General features: G+C 71.8%; 15 protein-coding genes. 14 read left to right on the top strand and 1 reads right to left on the bottom strand.

The genetic code is table 11. The features are described 5' to 3' along the window. Nucleotides 1–19 precede the first annotated feature (19 nt). The 8 genes from ABD644_RS12685 to ABD644_RS12650 all read left to right on the top strand — a co-directional run bounded on the left by ABD644_RS12685 (nt 20) and on the right by ABD644_RS12650 (nt 6,502). Nucleotides 20–616 carry a peroxidase-related enzyme gene (locus ABD644_RS12685; protein WP_344689263.1) on the top strand — a complete coding sequence of 199 codons (597 nt, stop codon included), beginning with the start codon at nt 20–22 and terminating at the stop codon, nt 614–616. A gap of 356 nt (nt 617–972) precedes the next feature. After that, a complete protein-coding gene (gene ftsZ / locus ABD644_RS12680) occupies nt 973–2,262 on the top strand; it encodes a cell division protein FtsZ (protein ID WP_344689262.1) in 1,290 nt (429 codons plus the stop codon). 90 nt (nt 2,263–2,352) lie between these two features. Then, nucleotides 2,353–3,096 (top strand): peptidoglycan editing factor PgeF, encoded by a 744-nt coding sequence (gene pgeF, locus ABD644_RS12675; RefSeq protein ID WP_344689261.1) that lies wholly within the window; start codon nt 2,353–2,355, stop codon nt 3,094–3,096. Next, nucleotides 3,093–3,851: a YggS family pyridoxal phosphate-dependent enzyme gene (locus ABD644_RS12670; RefSeq protein WP_344689259.1), complete on the top strand. Its 759-nt coding sequence runs from the start codon at nt 3,093–3,095 to the stop codon at nt 3,849–3,851. The genes pgeF and ABD644_RS12670 overlap by 4 nt, the downstream gene beginning before the upstream one ends. Nucleotides 3,852–3,897: 46 nt before the next feature. After that, a complete protein-coding gene (locus ABD644_RS12665; protein ID WP_344689258.1) occupies nt 3,898–4,569 on the top strand; it encodes a cell division protein SepF in 672 nt (223 codons plus the stop codon). A 67-nt stretch (nt 4,570–4,636) separates the two neighbouring features. Beyond that, nucleotides 4,637–4,933 (top strand): YggT family protein, encoded by a 297-nt coding sequence (locus ABD644_RS12660; protein WP_344689257.1) that lies wholly within the window; start codon nt 4,637–4,639, stop codon nt 4,931–4,933. Nucleotides 4,934–5,033: 100 nt separating this feature from the next. Continuing rightward, the gene (wag31, locus tag ABD644_RS12655) at nt 5,034–5,759 is read left to right on the top strand and encodes a DivIVA-like cell division protein Wag31 (protein WP_344689256.1); all 726 of its coding nucleotides are present in this window, start codon (nt 5,034–5,036) and stop codon (nt 5,757–5,759) included. A gap of 104 nt (nt 5,760–5,863) precedes the next feature. Next, nucleotides 5,864–6,502 carry a hypothetical protein gene (locus ABD644_RS12650; protein WP_344689255.1) on the top strand — a complete coding sequence of 213 codons (639 nt, stop codon included), beginning with the start codon at nt 5,864–5,866 and terminating at the stop codon, nt 6,500–6,502. Here ABD644_RS12650 and ileS read toward each other — a convergent pair. After that, nucleotides 6,499–9,657, bottom strand: a complete 3,159-nt coding sequence (ileS, locus tag ABD644_RS12645; RefSeq protein WP_344689254.1) for an isoleucine--tRNA ligase — start codon at nt 9,655–9,657, stop codon at nt 6,499–6,501. The genes ABD644_RS12650 and ileS overlap by 4 nt on opposite strands. An 81-nt stretch (nt 9,658–9,738) precedes the next feature. Between ileS and ABD644_RS12640 the strand changes: the two genes are divergently transcribed. The 6 genes from ABD644_RS12640 (at nt 9,739) to ABD644_RS12615 (ending at nt 16,635) form a co-directional block, all read left to right on the top strand. Beyond that, nucleotides 9,739–11,250 carry a potassium/proton antiporter gene (locus tag ABD644_RS12640; protein ID WP_344689253.1) on the top strand — a complete coding sequence of 504 codons (1,512 nt, stop codon included), beginning with the start codon at nt 9,739–9,741 and terminating at the stop codon, nt 11,248–11,250. Between the two features lie 20 nt (nt 11,251–11,270). Beyond that, complete coding sequence (locus ABD644_RS12635; protein ID WP_344689252.1) at nt 11,271–11,888, top strand: hypothetical protein; 618 nt, start codon at nt 11,271–11,273, stop codon at nt 11,886–11,888. A 181-nt stretch (nt 11,889–12,069) separates the two neighbouring features. Beyond that, on the top strand, nt 12,070–13,242 hold the full coding sequence (locus ABD644_RS12630; protein ID WP_344689251.1) for an ABC transporter ATP-binding protein: 1,173 nt from the start codon (nt 12,070–12,072) through the stop codon (nt 13,240–13,242). Nucleotides 13,243–13,329: 87 nt separating this feature from the next. After that, complete coding sequence (locus tag ABD644_RS12625; RefSeq protein ID WP_344689248.1) at nt 13,330–14,637, top strand: ABC transporter substrate-binding protein; 1,308 nt, start codon at nt 13,330–13,332, stop codon at nt 14,635–14,637. An 88-nt stretch (nt 14,638–14,725) separates the two neighbouring features. Then, entirely contained in the window at nt 14,726–15,709 is a 984-nt protein-coding gene (locus ABD644_RS12620) for a carbohydrate ABC transporter permease (RefSeq protein ID WP_344689247.1), read from the top strand. Beyond that, nucleotides 15,706–16,635: a carbohydrate ABC transporter permease gene (locus ABD644_RS12615; protein WP_344689246.1), complete on the top strand. Its 930-nt coding sequence runs from the start codon at nt 15,706–15,708 to the stop codon at nt 16,633–16,635. Before ABD644_RS12620 ends, ABD644_RS12615 begins: the two co-directional genes overlap by 4 nt. The last annotated feature ends 66 nt before the right edge of the window (nt 16,636–16,701 follow it).

Below are 16,701 nucleotides of genomic sequence, written 5' to 3'. Positions count from 1 at the left end.
CCGGCCCCAGGATGGGCCCGTGCCCGATCCCGCCGAAGCCGGTCCGATCAGTCGATTCCCCGTCCCGCCCCGGTCGGAGCTGCCGCCCGACCTGCAGGAGCGGTTCGCCGCGGTCGAGGAACGCTCGGGCTTCCTGCCCAACGTGTTCGCCGCGCTGTCCTGGCGACCGGCGGAGGCCACGGCGTTCTTCGCGATGCACGACGCGCTCATGGACAAGGAGACCCCCGGGCTGTCCAAGGCCGAGCGGGAACTCATCGTCGTCGCGACGAGCGCGGCCAACGACTGCCTCTACTGCGTGATCGCGCACGGCGCGATCGCGCGGGTCCGCGCCCGCGACCCCTACCTCGCCGACCAGGTCGCCGTCGACTGGCGGAAGGCGCCGCTGGAGGCACGGATGCGCGCGGTGCTCGAGGTCGCCATGACGCTGGCCGTCCGCCCGGCCGAGGTCACCGCCGAGGACCTCGCGGGGCTGCGGGCGCACGGCCTGAGCACCGACGACGTCTGGGACGTCGGCGCGATCGTGTCGTTCTTCGCGCTGTCCAACCGGCTCGCGCACTGGGCGGCGATCCCGCCGAACGAGGAGTTCTACCTGATGGGGCGGGTGCCGCGCCCCTGACCGGTCGCCGACGGTGACCGCGCGGATGCGGGGGTGGATCCGAGAACGTCCGACCGACACGCCGTCCAGTGCGACACGCCCGACACGCGAAGTCGTTTTCGAGAGTTCCGCAGACGCTGCATCTCCCGGGTCTTGACCCTGGGATGAGACGTTTCCCAGGCGGGTCGTCACATCCAGTGGTGCTGATGTGACGATCGGGTCGCCAGTGATTCGTGCGATCCCGGTCCACCGACACGCCGACCCCCGGAGGGTGTTTGTGGCGCCCTCCGGACCCACCTAACTTCGTCCCAGTCGGACCGAGTTGACATAACTGTAAGGCTGAACTTGAGGATGAGGGTCCAGTTGGGGAGCGCCGCATGACACCTCCGCACAACTATCTAGCGGTCATCAAGGTCGTCGGCATCGGCGGCGGCGGGGTGAACGCGGTCAACCGGATGATCGAGGTCGGCCTCAAGGGGGTCGAGTTCATCGCCATCAACACCGATGCCCAGGCGCTGCTCATGAGCGACGCCGACGTCAAGCTCGACGTCGGTCGCGAGCTGACGCGCGGTCTCGGGGCCGGCGCGCAGCCGGACGTGGGCCGCCAGGCGGCTGAGGACCATCGTGAGGAGATCGAGGAGGTCCTCAAGGGGGCCGACATGGTCTTCGTGACGGCGGGCGAGGGAGGCGGCACCGGCACCGGTGGTGCCCCGGTCGTCGCGTCCATCGCCCGCAAGCTCGGCGCGCTGACCATCGGCGTCGTCACCCGCCCGTTCGCCTTCGAGGGCAAGCGACGCGCGGTGCAGGCCGAGTCGGGCATCGAGGAACTGCGCAACGAGTGCGACACCCTGATCGTGATCCCGAACGACCGGCTGCTGCAGCTCGGCGACCGGAACGTCAGTGTGATGGACGCCTTCCGCACCGCCGACCAGGTGCTGCTCTCCGGTGTCCAGGGCATCACCGACCTGATCACCACGCCCGGCCTGATCAACCTCGACTTCGCCGACGTCAAGTCGGTCATGTCGGGGGCGGGGTCGGCGCTGATGGGCATCGGCAGTGCCCGCGGGGACAACCGCGCGCTGCTGGCCGCCGAGCAGGCGATCGCGAGCCCGCTGCTGGAGGCCTCGATGGAAGGTGCCCACGGCGTCCTGCTGTCGATCTCCGGTGGCTCCGACCTCGGCCTGTTCGAGATCAACGAGGCCGCCTCGCTGGTCTCCGACGCCGCCCACGCCGACGCCAACATCATCTTCGGTGCCGTCATCGACGACGCCCTGGGCGACGAGGTGCGGGTCACCGTGATCGCGGCCGGATTCGACGGCGGTCGACCCAGCAGCCGGAAGGACGCCGGTACATCGGCGGTCCCGACGGCCGTCTCGGCGCCGGTGGCCGGCGGGCTGTCCCCGCACCGTCGCCCGATGTCGACGCACGCGGCGCCGCAGGGGGCGGGGGAGCGGCTCGTGCCCTCGGCCGCCGCGGCTCCGGCGCAGCCCGCGACACCGAGCCCGGTCGCGCAGGCACCCGCGCCGCCGGCCCGCCCGGCGGTGAACGGGGGCGGCATCACCGTGCCGCCGCTGCCGCCGATCCCGGGTCCGGTCGCCGGTCGGCGCCCGCTGTCCAACGAGGACTTCGAGGAAGAGCTCGACATCCCCGAGTTCCTCAAGGGCTGACGAAGGACCCCCTGCCCCCACCGCTCGCCAGCGCGCGGCGGGCCCCTGCAGGGGGCCGTGCCAGCACGTCACCTCGTAGGCTTCGCCTACATGAGCACGCAACCGGCCGCCCCGTCGCCGGTCCGACCCCGCAGGGTCGTGACCGACCGGCGGGGCGGCCGTTCGCTGTCGCCCTACGACTCGTTCAACCTCGGGGACCACGTCGGCGACGACGCGGGCGCGGTCGCGGCCAACCGCGCCCGCGTGGCCCGCGAGCTGGGCGTCCCCGGTGACCGGCTGGTGTGGATGAGCCAGGTGCACGGCACCGGAGTCGCCGTCGTCGACGGGCCGCAGGACGGGCCGGTGGCCGACGTCGACGCGCTCGTGACCGCGACGCCCGGCCTGGTGCTGTGCGTGCTGGTCGCCGACTGCGTCCCGGTGCTCCTGGCCGATCACGAGACCGGCGTGGTCGCCGCCGTCCACGCCGGCCGGGAGGGGGTGCGCCGCGGCGTGCTCCCGGCGGCCCTGTCGGCGATGGCGAGCCTGGGGGCGCGGGCCCGGCACGTCACCGCGCTGCTGGGGCCGGCGGTGTGCGGCGCCTGCTACGAGGTGCCCGAGGCGATGCAGGCCGAGGTCGCCCGGGTGGCGCCCGCGGCCGCCGTGCGCACGCGGGCCGGCACGCCGGGCCTGGACCTGCGGCTGGGCCTGGCCGAGCTGCTGGCCCGGGCCGGTGTCCGGGAGGTCGTGCACGACCCGCGCTGCACGGCCGAGGACCCGCACCTGTTCTCCCACCGGCGGGACGGCGTGACCGGGCGTCAGGCCGGGCTCGTGTGGCTGGACCGGGGCGGTCGATGACGGCGCTCGCGCAGAACCTGCGCGCGGTGCGGGCCAGGATCGACGCGGCGGCGCGGGCCGCCGGCCGGGACCCCGGGTCGGTGGCGCTGCTCGCGGTGAGCAAGACGTGGCCGGCCGACGCCGTCCGGGCGCTGCACGCGCTCGGGCAGGAGGACTTCGGGGAGAACCGGGCGCAGGAGCTGCTCGCGAAGGTCCAGCAGTTGCGGGATCTCGAGCTGGCGGACCTGCCGCTGCGCTGGCACTTCATCGGCCAGCTGCAGCGGAACAAGGCCGCCGCGGTGGCGCGGACCGGCGCCGTCGTCCACTCGCTCGACCGGGCGGCGCTGATCGCCCCGCTCGACCGGGTCGGGCAGGAGGCCGGGCGGCCGGTCGAGGTCTTCGTCCAGGTCGACCTCGGCGGACCGGAGGGTGACCTGGCGGCCCGCGGCGGGGCGGATCCCGCCGAGGTGCCCGCCCTGTGCGACGCGGTCGCCACGACCGCGGGGCTGCGGTTGCGCGGCCTCATGGCGGTCGCCCCGCGCGGGGTCGCCCCCGGTCCGGCGTTCGCCCGGCTCGCCGAGCTGGCCGCCCGGGTGCGGGCCGACCATCCGGCCGCCGTCGACGTCTCCGCCGGCATGAGCGGCGACCTCGAGGAAGCGGTCGCATCCGGGGCGACGATCGTGCGTGTCGGAACCGCGTTGTTCGGGGAGCGCCCCCTACCCTCCGGGGAAGACCGAGTCACACCAGTCACACGGGTCCCGCGCGCCCCGGCGTGACGAGTTCGGGCGGGACGCTGAGGACGCCGGCAGAGGGGGAGGTCCGATGGCTGGAGCCATGCGGAGGATGGGTATCTACCTGGGGCTCGTCGAGGACGACGACCCGCGTGGATACGGGCGGTACGACTCGCGTCAGTCCGAGCCCCACGACGACCGGCGCTACGGCCGGTACGCCGACGAGCACTACGAGGACCACTACGACGACCACCACTACGACGACGAGGAGCCCGAGCCGGTGCGCGAGCCCGAGCCGGTGATCTCGACCCGCCGTGTGGTGCCCAACCGCCCGCTCGGCCTCGCCCCCACCGGGGGAGGGTCCGGCTCGGGCGGGGCCCGCGTGAGCGCCATGGGCAGCGGCCCCGTGAGTGCCGCCGGGCTGGCCGTGCGCGAGCCGATCGTCGCCGTCGCCCCGGAGCCCGCCCCCGCGCCGGCCCCGCAGCCCTACCGGATCACCACCCTGCACCCGCGCACCTACAACGAGGCGCGCACCATCGGTGAGCGGTTCCGCGACGGCATGCCGGTGATCATGAACCTCACCGAGATGGACGACGCCGACGCCAAGCGGCTGGTCGACTTCGCCGCCGGACTGTCGTTCGGGCTGCGCGGTAGCATCGAGCGCGTCACGGCGAAGGTGTTTCTGCTGAGCCCGCAGAACGTCGACGTGACGGCTGAGGACAAGGCGCGGATCCGTGAAGGCGGTTTCTTCAACCAGTCCTGAGTCCCTGCGCCACAATGGGGCGTGATGGTGACAACGGCACGCGCGGTGCCCCGAACGAACGAGGACTGTGGCTAGCTTCTGGTACATCGTCTCGTCGGTGCTGCTCGTCTTCCTCGTCCTGCTCTTCGCACGCTTCGTCGTCGACTGGGTCATGGTGCTGGCCCGCAGCTGGCGGCCCTCGGGGCTGGTGGCTGCGGGTCTCGAGGTCGTCTACAGCACCACCGACCCGCCGCTGAAAGCGGTCCGCAAGGTCATCCCGCCCCTGAACCTGGGGTCCATCCGTTTGGACCTCGGGTTTATGGTGCTGCTGATCGCCGTGGTGATCCTCCGGAGCATCACGACCCGACTCGCCATCAACGCGTGACAGCACTTTCCCCCGGGGGCATGGACGCGGAACGGCCGTGGTCAGCCGCCGCCCGCCCGAGAACGTCCCTGTTCCCGCCGTCCGACCCGAGGTGACCCCGATGCCACTCACGCCTGCCGACGTGCACAACGTCGTCTTCAAGAAGCCGCCCATCGGCAAACGGGGCTACGACGAGGACGAGGTCGACGCCTTCCTCGACGTCGTGGAGGCCGAACTGGCCCGCTTGATCGAGGAGAACAACGAGCTGCGCGCCGGCGCGGGCGCCGCTCGCGGCCCCCGCTCCGAGGAGATGCCGGCTCCGGCTCCGACGCCTGCCCCGGTCGCGGCCCCGCCGCCCCCGGTCCAGCAGCCCCGCGAGGACGACAGCGCGCGGGCCTCGCGGATGCTGGCGCTGGCCACCGAGACCGCGGACCGCTACGTCAACGAGGCCAAGGCCCAGGCGGAGCAGATGCTCGGCAGCGCCAAGACCAACAGCGACCGGATGATGACCGAGGCGCGCACCAAGAGCGAGCAGATGGTCGCCGAGGCCAAGCACCGCGCCGACAGCATGATCGGTGACGCGCGAACCCGCGCCGAGACGATGGAGCGCGAGTCGCGGGCCAAGGCCGCTGCGCTCGAGCAGGACGCCGAGCGCCGGCACACCGAGGTCATGGGCACGCTCGAGGAGAAGCGCAGCAGCCTCGAGCGCAAGATCGAGGAGCTGCGGACCTTCGAGCGGGAGTACCGCACCCGCCTGCGCTCCTACCTCGAGTCGCACCTGCGCGACCTGGACAGCCGCGGCTCGGCCGAGCCGGCGTCCAACGCGCGGCAGACGCAGCACGCCTGAGGCTCGCTCGAGCGTCGGACCACGACAGGCCCGGAACCGTCACGGTTCCGGGCCTGTCGTCGTTCGACGCTGTGGGAGAGCCGGTGCGCCGATACAGTTCCCGCGTGATCTTGGCTGCCGGACTGCTCGTGCTCCTGGGCCTCGGCCTGTTCGTCGCCGGCATCCTCACCGGTGCCACGGCCTTCTACTGGGCGTGCGTCGCCGCCTGCGCCGTGGCCGCCGTGCTGCTGATCGCCTCCCGGAGGCAGTTGCGCGCCGCGCCGGCCGAGCCGGCCCGGGACGAGCCGGCCGCGAAGGCGGCGGCGCGCACCGCGGAGCAGCCGGCCGTGGACGCCGGCGGCTCGACCGCGGACGACGCGGCTCCGGCGACCGGGGACGCGGTGCCCGCCGGTGTGCACGCGACGGCGCACCGGACGCCCGGCGCGACCGCCGCCGGGTCGGCGAGTGCCACCTCCACCGGCTCGCACGCCGCTCCCGAGCAGCCGGTGTCCGACGACGCCCACGAGCCGCCGGTCGAGGAGGTCGAGGTCACCGACCTCCTCCTGGTGGTCGACCTCACCGATGAGGTGCTCGTCGTCGACGAGCACCCCCGGTACCACCTCGAGGGCTGTCGCTTCCTCTCCCGCAGGGAGACGATCCCGCTGCCCCTGGACGAGGCCCGCACCGACGGTTTCACCCCGTGCGGCTGGTGCACCCCCGACCGGCACCTCGCCGACCGGGAACGCGCCCGCAAGCGGGGCTAGGCGGCCCGCGCCACCCAGAACCGCGAGCCCTCGGGGCCCTCGACGCCGTCGCCGGAGCCCGCCGTCGCGGCGTGGACCGTGACCGCCAGCACCTCGGCGGCCACCTGCTCCGCCTGCTCCTCGAGCGCCTGGGCGAGCGCGCCGCCGGCGGTCCACCACAGCTCGATCCGGTCGCTGACCTCCAGGCCGCTGTTCTTGCGGGCCTCCTGGATCAGCCGGACCACCTCGCGGACCAGCCCGGCCCGTTCGAGTTCGGGGGTCAGCGTCAGGTCCAGCGCGACGGTCAGGCCGCCGCCGCTGGCGACCGTCCAGCCCTCCCGGGGGGTCTCGGTGATGACCAGGTCGCCGTCCTCCAGCGGCACCGGGGAGCCGTCGACCTCCACGGTCGCGGTGCCCGCCCGGTAGGCGGCGGTCAGGGCTGCCGGGTCGGCGGCGGCGACCGCCGTCGCCACGGCCTGCACCTGCTTGCCGAGCCGGCGGCCCACGGCGCGGAAGTCGATCTTGACGCTCACGTCGACGAGCTCGCCGCCGACCGCGCCCGCGAGCTCGACCATCTCCACCACGTTGAGCTCGTCGGCGACCTCCGCGACCAGGTCGCGCGGCAGGGTCGACCAGCCGGGGGCGGCGACGACGGCGCGCGCGAGCGGCTGGCGCGTGCGCACCTTGGCCGAGGTGCGCGCCGACCGCCCCAGCTCCACGAGCCGGCGGACCAGGGTCATCTGCGCCACGAGGGTCTCGTCCCGGGCGTCCTGGTCGACGGTCGGCCAGGTGGCCAGGTGCACCGAGTCGGGCGCACTCCGCCCGGCCAGCCCCGGCAGGACGGCCCGGCCCCACACCTCCTCGGTGACGAACGGCGTGAACGGCGCCATCAACCGGGTGAGGCCGTCGAGGACCTCGTGCAGGGTGGCCAGGGCGGCGGGGTCGCCGTCCCAGAACCGGCGCCGCGAGCGGCGCACGTACCAGTTGGACAGGTCGTCGACGAACTGCGCGATCAGCCGGCCTGCGGTCTGGGTGTCGAAGTCCTCCAGCGCGTCGGTGACGCCGTGAGTGACCGAGGCCAGCTCGGCCAGCGCCCAGCGGTCCAGCAGCGGCCGGTCCGCCCGCGCCGGGGCCATGCCACCGTCCCGCCCACCCGTCGGGTCCCAGCCGTTGGTCTCGGCGTACAGGGTGAAGAAGCTGGCGGTGTTCCAGTAGGTGAGCAGCACCTTGCGGACCACCTCGGACAGCGTCTCGTGCCCGACCCGGCGGGCCGACCACGGTGACCCGCCGGCCAGCATGAACCAGCGGACGGCGTCGGCGCCGTGCCGGTCCATCAGCGGGATCGGCTCCAGGATGTTGCCCAGGTGCTTGCTCATCTTCCGGCCGTCCTCGGCGAGGATGTGGCCCAGGCACAGCACGTTCTCGTAGGAGCTCTTCTCGAACACCAGGGTGCCGACGGCCATCAGCGTGTAGAACCAGCCGCGGGTCTGGTCGATGGCCTCGCAGATGAACTGCGCCGGGTAGGCGGCCTCGAACTCCTCCTTGTTGCGGTGCGGCGCGCCCCACTGCGCGAAGGGCATGGAACCGGAGTCGTACCAGGCGTCGATGACCTGGCGGACCCGCCGGTAGGTGCCTTCCTCCCCGGGCCGGGTGAACGTGACGTCGTCGATGAACGGCCGGTGCGGGTCGAGGTCGGCGAGGTCGCGGCCGGTGAGCTCCGAGAGCTCGGCCAGCGAGCCGACGGCGATCATCCGCGCGGGGTCGGCGTCGTTGCGCCAGATCGGCAGGGGCGTGCCCCAGTACCGGTCGCGGGACAGCGCCCAGTCGACGTTGTTGTTCAGCCAGTCGCCGTAGCGCCCGGTCTTGATGCTCTCCGGGTACCAGTTCGTCTTCTCGTTCTCGGCGAGCAGCTGGTCCTTGATCTGGCTGGTGCGGATGTACCAGGACGGCTGGGCGTAGTACATCAGCGGCGTGTGGCACCGCCAGCAGTGCGGATAGCTGTGCTCGTAGCGCAGCTCGCGGAGGAGGATCCCGCGCTGCTTCAGGTCCTCGACCAGCGCGGGGTCGGCGGCCTTGAAGAAGTGGCCGCCCACGAGCGGGATCTCGGGCAGGAAGTGCCCGGTCGGGTCGATCGGCACCACGACGGGCAGGCCGTAGCCGCGGCAGACCGCGAGGTCCTCGGCGCCGAAGGCGGGGGACTGGTGCACCAGGCCGGTACCGTCCTCGGTCGTCACGTACTCGGCGAGCACGACGTAGTGCGCGGGCTCGGGGAACTCCACCAGCTCGAACGGCCGCTGGTAGGTGACGCGCTCCCAGTCGGCGCCCGACGTGCGGGCCAGCACCTCGGCCTCGTCGCCGAGGACGGCGGCCAGCAGCGGCTCGGCGACGACGAAGGTGCCGGCCTCGGTCCGTGCCACCACGTACGTGACGTCGGGGTGCATCGCGACGGCGGTGTTCGACGGCAGCGTCCACGGCGTCGTCGTCCAGACCAGCAGGTCGGCCTTGCCGGCCCACTCGCCGCTGGTGACGGGCAGCCGGACGTAGACCGAGGGGTCGGTGAGGGTCTCGTAGCCCTGGGCGACCTCGTGGTCGGACAGGCCGGTGCCGCAGCGGGGGCAGTAGGGGGCGACCCGGTGGTCCTCGACGAGCAGGCCCTTCTCGAAGACCTGCTTGAGCGACCACCAGACGCTCTCGATGTAGGCCGGGTCCATCGTCCAGTAGGCGGTGGACATGTCGACCCAGTAGCCCATCCGGCGGGTGAGCGCGGCGAAGGAGTCGACGTGCCGCTCGACGGACTCCCGGCAGCGGGCGTTGAACTCGGCGATGCCGTAGCGCTCGATGTCGGGCTTGCCGGCGAAGCCCAGCTCCTGCTCGACGGCGATCTCCACCGGCAGGCCATGGCAGTCCCAGCCCGCCCGGCGGGGGACGTGCCAGCCCTGCATGGTCTTGAAGCGCGGGAAGACGTCCTTGAACGCGCGGGCCTCGATGTGGTGGGTGCCGGGACGTCCGTTGGCGGTGGGCGGGCCCTCGTAGAAGACCCACTGGGGGCGGTCGGAGGTGGCCTCCATCGACCGGGCGAAGACCTTGTCGGCCTCCCACCGCTGCAGGATCTCCTGCTCGAGGGCGGGGAGGTCGACCTGCGGGGCCAGTGCGCGGAAGGGACCGGGAGAGCTCACGGCGTCCATCATCCCCGACCGGAGGTGACGCCCGGCGCACCGCCCGGTACGGAAGACTGCGGCCATGGGGAGCGGCGGCCGGTGAACACCACGGTCACCGTCGCTCTGGCGATCGGTGCGGTCGTCGTCCTGGTGGCCGCGGTCGCGCTGCGCGTCGCCGATCGGCTGGGGCTGCCCAGCCTCCTGCTCTACCTCGCCCTCGGCCTGGGGCTGGGGGAGAGCGGCCTGGGTGTCGACTTCGAGGACGCCGAGCTCACCCAGACCCTCGGCGTCGCGGCGCTGGTGATCATCCTGGCCGAGGGTGGGCTGACGACCCGGTGGTCCGACGTCCGGCGGGCGATCGGTCCGGGAGTCACCCTCGCCACCGTCGGGGTGGGCGTGAGCGTCGGCGTGACCGCGGCGGTCACGGTCTGGCTGCTCGACGCGTCCTGGGGGTTCGCGCTGCTCCTGGCTGCGGTGATCAGCTCGACGGACGCGGCCGCGGTCTTCGCGGCGCTGCGGCGGCTGCCCCTCCCGCGGCGGCTGGCCGCCTCGATCGAGGCCGAGAGCGGGCTCAACGACGCCCCGGCGATCCTCCTGGTGACGGCGCTGGCGGGGTACCTCACCGACGGCGAGGCGCACGCGTGGTGGTTCCTCCTCGGCGAGATCGTCCTCGAACTGGCCGGCGGCGCGGTGGTCGGTGTCCTGATCGGCTACCTCGGTGCCGAGCTGCTGCGCCGGGTGGCGCTCCCGGTCGCCGGCTTCTACCCCCTGGCGCTGCTCGCCCTCTGCGTGCTCGCGTTCGCGACCGCCTCGCTGGCGCACGCGTCGGGGTTCGTCGCGGTGTACCTCTGCGGGGTCCTCCTCGGCAATGCGGCCCTGCCTCACCGCTCGGCCAGCATCGGGTTCGCCGAGGGCATGGCCTCGCTCGCCCAGATCGGGTTGTTCGTGCTCCTGGGGCTGCTGGCCTCCCCGGAGCGGCTGCTCGGCGCGCTCGGCCCCGCGCTCGTCGTCGGCGGAGCGCTGCTGCTGGTGGCCCGCCCGCTCTCGGTGGCGCTGAGCCTCGTCTGGTTCCGCATGCCCTGGGCCCAGCAGGCGTTCGTGTCCTGGGCGGGTCTGCGCGGCGCCGTCCCGATCGTCCTCGCAACCTTCCCCCTCACCTTCGACGTCCCGGGCGCGACGGTCATCTTCGACACGGTCTTCGTGCTCGTCGTCGTCTTCACGCTCGTGCAGGGCTGGTCGCTGCCGTGGGTGGCCAAGCGCCTGCAGATCGCCGCCCCCATCACGCCGCGTGACGTCGAGGTCGAGTCGGCGCCGCTGGACGAGTTGGACGCCGACCTGATGCAGCTGACCGTCCCGCCGGGCTCGCGCCTGCACGGCGTCTACCTCCCGGAGCTCCGGCTGCCCGAGGACGCCGCGGTCGTCCTGATCGTCCGCGACGGTCGCTCGTTCGTCCCCGACGACACCACCCGGCTGATGCGCGGGGACCAGGCGCTGCTGGTGTCGGCCCGGCGCTCGCGGGCCGAGGCCGAGCGCCGCCTGCGCGCCGTGAGCCGGGCCGGCCGCCTGGCCAGCTGGCGGGGCGAGACCGGCAGGGTCACCGGGGCCGACTGACGAACGGGCACCATGGCCGTGTGTCCGACGGCCCCGAGCAGGTGGACGTCCTGGAGGGCGGGCTGCGGCCGCCCTGGTGGCGGCGGGCCTGGGCCGCGCTGCCGCCCCCGGGGCGCCGGGTCCTCGTGGCGCTGCTCGTGGTCGCCGTCGCCGTCGCGGGGGTCGTGCTCGTGGGTGAGCGCGCCGCCGAGCAGGAGCGGCGGGAGCGGGTGGCGCTCGAGACCACGGTCGGGATCGCCAGTTCCTCGACCGACCCGCCGGGCGGTCAGGTGCGGTTCTTCCTCGTGGTGCGCAACGAGGGGCCGCTGCCGGTGTCGGTCACCGCGGTCGAGGGCACCGGTGCCGGCGTGCGCGTGCGGATGCGGGACGAGGGGGCGCGGCCGGTGGGCGCCGGTGGCGAGATCGAGATCCCGCTCTCGGTCCGGCTCACGTGCCCGACCGGGCCGGGTGAGCTGACCGCCGAGATCGGCGTGCGCCGGGAGGACGGCGGATCGACCAGCCGCCGGATGGATCTGGAGCCCGCCCATGTCGTGCTGGAGGTCGCCGCGACGCTGTGCTCCGTGCGCCCCGACCTGCGCGATCACGAGCTCTCCGGGCCCGTGCTCCGGGGCGCGGTGAGCGGCACCGGCGACCGCTGAGCCTCTTCCGCGGGTCACCGCTGGGTAACGGAAATCCCGGTAGGCGGCCGAACTGTGGCGTGCGACACAACGGCGTGCCAAGGTTCCCTCAAGCACCGGCCACCCCGGCCACCTGCGTGTTCGGGGGTTCCGAGACGGCCCGGTGCACGCTGACCGAGGGCACCAGCGGAGAGGACTCCACATGGCCGGCATCACGTACGACCACGCGACCATCCAGTACCCCGGAGCCGAGCGGCCCTCGGTGAACGCGCTGAACCTCGACATCGCCGACGGAGAGTTCCTCGTCCTGGTCGGGCCCTCGGGCTGCGGCAAGTCGACGTCGCTGCGGGCCCTCGCGGGGCTGGAGAACGTGACCGAGGGCAGCATCCGGATCGGCGACCGGGACGTCACGCACCTGGCCCCCAAGGACCGGGACATCGCGATGGTCTTCCAGAACTACGCGCTGTACCCGCACATGACGGTGGCCGACAACATGGGCTTCGCGCTCAAGATCGCCGGCATGAAGAAGGAAGAGATCCGCCAGCGGGTCGAGGAGGCCGCGCGGGTCCTCGACCTCGAGCAGTACCTGGACCGCAAGCCGAAGGCGCTCTCCGGTGGCCAGCGCCAGCGGGTCGCCATGGGCCGGGCGATCGTGCGCAAGCCGCAGGCATTCCTGATGGACGAGCCGCTGTCGAACCTCGACGCCAAGCTTCGCGTGCAGACCCGCACGGAGATCGCGGCGCTGCAGCGGCGGCTCGGCGTCACCACGGTCTACGTCACCCACGACCAGGTCGAGGCCATGACGATGGGTGACCGGGTGTGCGTGCTCAAGGACGGCGACCTGCAGCAGGTCGACACCCCGCGCAACCTCTACGACAAGCCGGACAACGTGTTCGTCGCGGGCTTCATCGGCTCGCCGGCGATGAACCTGATCGAGGTCGACCTCGAGCAGGACGGCGTCACGCTCGGCGGCCGCTCGTTCTCCCTGCCGCGGGAGACGATGGCCGCGCTCGCGGCCGACAACTCGACGACGGCGACGCTGGGCTTCCGGCCGGAGTCGACGCGGGTCGTCGGCGAGGGCGAGGGCTACCCGTTCGAGGTCGTGGTGGTCGAGGAACTGGGGTCGGACGCCTTCGCCTACGGAACGATGCACACGTCGCGCTCGAAGGAGGGCGACAAGCTCATCACGCTGCGCGTCGACGCCCGCAGGCCGCCCATGAAGGGCGAGACCATCCACATCCAGATCGACCCGGCCGAGGTCCACGTGTTCTCGACCGCGGACGGCCGGCGCGTCTCCGGCGACGTCGTGAGCGCCACCGGTGCCGGTTCCGCGGCGCCGCCCTCCGGCGGGGCCACCCGCGTCAGCCAGGCCTGATCCACCGACCTGTCCGCCCCCCGGGCCGGCCGCTCCGCGGCTGACCGGGCCGTCCCGTCGACCAAGCCAGTGTCCGAAGGAGTGCACATGCGCATCAGATCGAGCTTCACAGCGACCGCCACGCTCGGCGCCGTCGCCGTCCTCACGGCCGGCTGCCTCAGCGAAGGTGGCAATGGGGGCGGCGGCAACTCCAACACCAGCGACACCATCGAGGTCATGTACGCCTTCGCCGGTGGCCAGGAGGAGGGCTTCCAGGCGGAGGTCAACGCGTGGGCCGAGGAGAACGGCTACACCGTCAACTTCTCGCAGACCGGCAACTTCAACCAGCTCATCAACACCCGCGTCCAGGGCAACGACGCGCCCGACGTCGCCCTGTTCCCGCAGCCGGGGATCATGCGCGACATGGCCGAGCGCGACCTGCTCGCCGACCTCTCCGACGTGGTCGACGCGGGCGAGCTCGAGCAGCACGTGCAGGGCGTGCTCGAGACCGGTCAGGTCGACGGGACGCAGTACGCGGTCCCGATGAGCATCAACGTCAAGAGCATCGTGTTCTACCCGAAGCAGCCGTTCGAGGCCGCCGGCTTCGAGATCCCCGAGACCTACGAGGACCTCGTCGCCCTCACCGACCAGATCGCAGCCACCGGGACGACCCCGTGGTGCTTCGGCATCGAGTCCGAGGCGGCCACCGGCTGGCCGGCCACCGACTGGGTCGAGAACCTGTACGTGATCAACAACGGTGCCGACGCCTACAACGAGTGGGTCAACCACGAGATCCCGTTCAACGACCCGTCGGTCGTCGAGACGCTCGAGCAGATGGACGAGCTGCTGCTCGCCGACGGCCGGACCAACGGTGGCCGGCAGTCGATCGCCAGCAACAACTTCGGCACCGCGGCCTTCCCGCTGTTCGACGAGCCGCCGGGCTGCTTCATGTACCGCCAGGGCAACTTCGTCGCCCAGGAGGGTGTGCTGCCCGACGAGGTCATCGCGGACCTCGACAACCTGGTCGGCGTCTTCCCGATGCCCGCCGAGTCGCCCGAGGACAAGCCGGTGCTCGGCGGCGGTGACCTCGCCGGCATCTTCGCCCAGGACAACGAGGCCGCGCAGGAGCTGGTGCAGTTCCTGGCGTCCGCCGACTTCGGGACGCTGGAGTACGGCGCCAGCGGCAACTGGATCTCGCCGCGGACCGACTTCGACGTCGAGCTGTACCCGACCGAGACCTGGAAGACGATCGCGCAGATCGCCTACGAGTCGACGGACTTCGTGTTCGACGGCTCGGACCAGATGCCGGGTGAGGTCGGTTCCGGCTCGTTCTGGCGGGAGATGGTCGCCTGGATCAGCGGCGGCCAGGACATCCAGGCCACCGTCGACAACATCGAGAACAGCTGGCCGGCCTGAGTCGTCCGACCGGGGTGCCGGGCGGCCCTGCCGCCCGGCGCCCCGATCCCGTCCCCGTGTTCCCACCCGCACCGACGGGAGGTCCCCCGTGACCATCAAGATCCTCAACGCCCTGATCGCCGTCGTCGGCGGTGTGGTCGGCGCGATCGCCCTCTACTGGCTGCTCAACAAGCTGGCCGAACTCCTGCCGGGGCGGTGGGAGGACCGGATCAAGCCCTACCTCTTCCTGCTCCCGGCGTTCGCGGCGATCGGGCTCACCCTGATCTACCCGACGATCCAGACGTTCGTGTACAGCTTCGCCAACCAGCAGGCGACCGAGTTCGTCGGCTTCGACAACTACGCCGACCTGCTGAGCTCGTCGAACTTCCAGAACACCCTGTTCAACACGTTCCTCTGGATCCTGATCGTCCCCGCCGGGGCGATCGCGATCGGGCTCACGATCGCGACGCTCGCCGACCGGCTGAGCCCCAAGGGCGAGAAGCTCTCGAAGACGTTGATCTTCCTGCCCATGGCGATCGGCGCGGTCAGCGCCGGCGCGATCTGGAAGTTCGTCTACGCCTCGAACCCGCCGACGCAGGACCAGATCGGTCTGCTCAACGGCATCGTCACCGGGTTCGGCGGCGAACCGGTCAACTGGCTGCAGATCTCCGACTTCCGCTTCAACAGCCTGCTGCTCATGGTCATGCTCCTGTGGCTGCAGGCCGGGTTCGCGATGGTGCTGCTCTCGGCCGCCATCAAGGGCGTGCCGACCGAGACCCTCGAGGCCGCGCGGCTGGACGGCGCGGGTGAGGGCTCCATCTTCTTCCGGATCGTCATCCCGCAGATCCGGACGACGCTGATCACGGTCTTCATCACGGTGCTCATCGGGGTGCTGAAGACCTTCGACATCGTCTACGTGATGACGAACGGCAACTTCAACACCAACATCATCGCGGTCGACTTCTTCAACCAGCTGTTCACGAACAACAACGCCGGTTACGCCGCGGCGATCGTCGTGATGCTGCTGATCATCATGATCCCGGTCCTGGTCTTCCAGGTCCGTCAGTTCCGTGCCGAGGAGGCCGCCCGATGAGCGGAACGCAGGCAGTCACGCCGACACCGGTCCAGGCGCCGAAGCAGCCCGTCTCCGGGGTGACCCGGACCAAGCGCAAGGACGCGACCGGCAAGTCGCCGCTCTGGGTGCGGATCGTCCTGGCGGTCATCTGCATCGTCTGGGTCGTCCCGACGTTCGGCCTCGCGGTCACGTCGTTCCGCAACCAGACCGACGCCACCGATTCCGGCTGGTGGACCCTGTTCACCAGCCCGGCCAACTTCACCCGGTTGACCTTCGAGAACTACGGCGATCTGTTCGCCCAGGCCGACATGGACACGGCCTTCGTGAACACCCTGGCGATCACCATCCCGGCGACGGTCATCCCCATCCTGATCGCCGCCTTCGCCGCCTACGCATTCACCTTCATGCAGTTCCCCGGTCGCGACCTGCTGCTGATCCTGATCGTGGGGCTGCTGGTGGTCCCGACCCAGGTGGCGCTGGTGCCGCTGCTGAAGATCTTCGGCTCGCTGGGCATCAACGGCACGTTCCCGGCCATCTGGATCGCCCACATCGGGTTCGGCATGCCGCTGGCCGTGTACATCATCCGCAACTACATGGCCACGCTGCCCCGAGAGGTGATCGAGTCGGCCAAGATCGACGGGGCCAGTCACTTCCAGACCTTCTGGAAGCTGATCCTCCCCATGTCGACCCCGGTGCTGGCGTCGTTCGCCATCTTCCAGTTCCTCTGGGTGTGGAACGACCTGCTCAACGCGCTGATCTTCATCGGGCCCAACAACAACGCACCGCTCTCCATCGCCCTGGTCTCGCTGCTGGGGCAACAGGGGCAGGGCTGGCAGCTGCTCACCGCCGGCGGCCTGTTCATGATGCTGATCCCGATCCTGGTGTTCCTGTCCCTGCAGCGGTACTTCGTCCGGGGCATGACCGCCGGCGCGGTCAAGGGCTGAGCGCGGCCGAGGGGCGTCCCGGTCGGGACGAGGGACGGGCAGGTCACAGCACGGTGGGGGAGCGGC

This window comes from Blastococcus jejuensis (assembly GCF_039534705.1).
GTDB lineage: Bacteria > Actinomycetota > Actinomycetes > Mycobacteriales > Geodermatophilaceae > Blastococcus_B > Blastococcus_B jejuensis.
This window is presented reverse-complemented; position numbering and strand designations above follow the sequence as displayed.